The organism is Phenylobacterium sp. (assembly GCF_024508875.1).
Classification (GTDB): Bacteria; Pseudomonadota; Alphaproteobacteria; order Caulobacterales; family Caulobacteraceae; genus Phenylobacterium.
On the sequence record NZ_JANINU010000255.1, the window covers coordinates 1 to 2,774 of the forward strand.

Genomic DNA, 2,774 nt, shown 5'->3' on the forward strand with positions numbered 1-2,774 from the left:
CGTCGCGCTCGCCAAGGCGGTCCAGTACGACAGCGCCGGCACCGTCGAGTTCGTCGCCGGCCAGGACAAGAGCTTCTTCTTCCTGGAGATGAACACCCGTCTGCAGGTGGAGCATCCGGTCACCGAGATGATCACCGGCGTCGACCTCGTCGAGCAGATGATCCGCTCGGCCTATGGCGAGAAGCTGCCGTTCGCCCAGAAGGACCTGAAGATCAACGGCTGGGCCATGGAGAGCCGGATCTACGCCGAGGACCCGTACCGCGGCTTCCTGCCGTCGATCGGCCGCCTCGTCCGCTACTCGCCGCCCGCCGAAGGTGAGACCCCTTACGGCTTCGTCCGCAACGACGCGGGCGTGCGCGAGGGCGACGAGATCTCGATGTTCTACGACCCGATGATCTCCAAGCTCTCCACGTGGGCCAAGACGCGCGAAGCGGCCATCGACGTCATGAGCCGGGCGCTCGAGGACTTCCACATCGAGGGCCTGGGGCAGAACATCCCGTTCCTCGCCGCCGTGATGGACCAGCCGCGGTTCCGGTCGGGCAAGCTCTCGACGAACTACATCAAGGACGAGTTCCCGGACGGCTTCCAGGGCCTGCCCCCCACCGACCAGCAGCGCGACCTGGTGAGTGCCGTCGCCCTGGCGATGCATCGCGCCCAGGTGGCCCGCAGCGGCCGGGCCGACGTGCGGGACGAGTGGATGGTGGTCGCCGGCCACAAGAAGCAGGCGGTGAAGGCCAGCGCGGTCGATGGCGGCCTGACCATCGACGTGGAAGGCCGCAAGCTGCGCCTGGAGGACATCCAGTGGCGGCCGGGCCAGCCCGTGTTCCGCGGCAATCTGGACGGCCAGGACTTCACGGTCGCGGTGAAGCCGGCCGCCGAAGGCTTCGTCATCCGCCACCGCGCCACGACGCTGCACGTGCTTGTGCTCAGCCCGCGCTCGGCGGAACTGCACGAGAAGCTGCCGCCGAAGAAGGCGGCCGACACGTCGAAGATGGTGCTGTCGCCCATGCCGGGCCTGGTGGTCTCCATCGACGTCACCGCCGGGCAGGACGTGAAGACCGGCGAGGTCGTGGCGGTGCTCGAGGCCATGAAGATGCAGAACATCCTGCGGGCAGAGCGTGACGGCACGATCAAGGCGATCAACGTGAAGTCGGGCGACAGCGTCGCGGCCGACGAGGTTCTGGTAGAGTTCGCCTGAGCTATTCCGCTCGGGGGATTCGATGGGCTTTGCGGAGCTCTTCTTCTCGGCCCAGGGCCGTGCGCCACGCCTTCCATCGCTGATCGCGGCGGCGGTGCTGCTGACGCTCGCCGCACTCTACGAGGCGGTTGCGCCCTCGACGGTCCACTGGATCACCGGCTGGGGGGTCTATCCGGCGTTGTTCTTCTGCGGAGCCTGCGTGCTGTCCAAGCGCCTGCACGACCGGGGCCGTTCGGGCTGGTGGGCGGCGCTGGTCCTCGCGGCGGTCGTCGCGGTGTGGCCGCACCCGGAGAGCTTCCTCGACTTCCCGTTCTTCCTCGTCCTGGTCTGGGCCTTCGTGGAACTGGCCGCTATGCCGGGCGAGCAGGGGGCCAACCGCTACGGCCTGAACCCCGTGATGCTGACCCCGGCCTGAGCCGCGTGTTCAGGGGAGGGGCGGCGGCTCGGCCTCGACCACCTCGCCGAACACCTCGCGGAAGCTCGACTTCAGCGCTTCGTCCGCCTCGTCCATGGTCACCGGCAGGCCGAGGTCCACCAGGCTGGTGACCCCGTGCTCGGTCACACCGCACGGGACGATGCCGCCGAAGTGGCCAAGGTCCGGCTCGACGTTCAGCGAGACGCCGTGGAACGACACCCATTTGCGCAGCTTCACGCCGATGGCGGCGATCTTGTCCTCGCGAACAGGGGCGCCCGGCTGGCGGCGCTCGACCCAGACGCCGACGCGCCCCTCGCGCACCTCGCCCTTCACGTTGAACGCATCGAGCGCCCCGATCACCCAGGCTTCCAGCGCCGCCACGAACGCGCGCACGTCGCGGCCGCGCGTCGTGAGGTCCAGCATCACATAGGCCACCCGCTGGCCGGGCCCGTGGTAGGTGTACTGCCCGCCGCGGCCGCTCTCGAAGACGGGGAATCGGTCGGGGTCGATCAGGTCGGCCGCCTTGGCCGAGACGCCGGCGGTGTAGAGCGGCGGATGTTCCAGCAGCCAGACCAGTTCGCCGGCCTCGCCCGCCGCGATCGCCGCCGCCCGCGCTTCCATCGCCGCCACCGCCTCGGGATAGCCAACGGGCGCTCGTGAAACCGCCCAGCCGGCGGGGACGCCGTCGCTGCGACCGAAGAGCGCTTCGGCCGGCGAGTTTAACGCGTGATCAAGCATGTCGCGCCCAATGTGGGTTCGGGCCTGCGTCGCGCAAAGCCCAGCAGTTCAGTCGAGGTCTTCCTTCGTGAGCCAGGTCAAGGCGGTCAACGTCGAAATCCAGGTCGTGCTCGGGCGCGCCCAGCTTCCCATGGCGCAACTGCTGCGCATGGGCCGGGGCGCGGTGATTCCGCTGGATACGACCGTGAACGAGGAAGTCTGGATCCTGGCCAACAACCATCCGGTCGCGCGGGGCGAAATCCAGATCAACGACGAGCGCATCGCCATCACCGTGACGCGCGAGGCGAACGTCTACGACTACATGGCCGGCAGCGCTTAAGGCGGGGCCGTTTAACGCACTTCACAAGGCGGGCGGGGTTTGCTACCTGCCGCGCCTCACCACGAGCGGTCGTGGCGGAATTGGTAGACGCGCAGCGTTGAGGT

Annotated in this window: 4 protein-coding genes; 3 read left to right on the top strand and 1 reads right to left on the bottom strand. The window is 68.6% G+C overall.

Going from position 1 to position 2,774, the window contains the following annotated elements; translation table 11 throughout:
• The coding region (locus tag Q0L11_RS17775; RefSeq protein WP_296598993.1) for a biotin/lipoyl-containing protein at positions 1–1,198 on the top strand (1,198 nt) is incomplete at its 5' end.
• A 22-nt stretch (positions 1,199–1,220) separates the two neighbouring features.
• Positions 1,221–1,613, top strand: a complete 393-nt coding sequence (locus Q0L11_RS17780; protein ID WP_296598996.1) for a DUF805 domain-containing protein — start codon at positions 1,221–1,223, stop codon at positions 1,611–1,613.
• 9 nt (positions 1,614–1,622) lie between these two features.
• Here the strand turns inward: Q0L11_RS17780 and lipB are convergent, their stop codons facing one another.
• A complete protein-coding gene (gene lipB / locus Q0L11_RS17785) occupies positions 1,623–2,351 on the bottom strand; it encodes a lipoyl(octanoyl) transferase LipB (RefSeq protein ID WP_296598997.1) in 729 nt (242 codons plus the stop codon).
• On the opposite strand from lipB, the gene Q0L11_RS17790 reads away from it, so the two are divergent.
• Positions 2,350–2,670 carry a FliM/FliN family flagellar motor switch protein gene (locus tag Q0L11_RS17790; RefSeq protein ID WP_296598999.1) on the top strand — a complete coding sequence of 107 codons (321 nt, stop codon included), beginning with the start codon at positions 2,350–2,352 and terminating at the stop codon, positions 2,668–2,670. The two genes, lipB and Q0L11_RS17790, sit on opposite strands and share 2 nt — an antisense overlap.
• Positions 2,671–2,774: the final 104 nt, after the last annotated feature.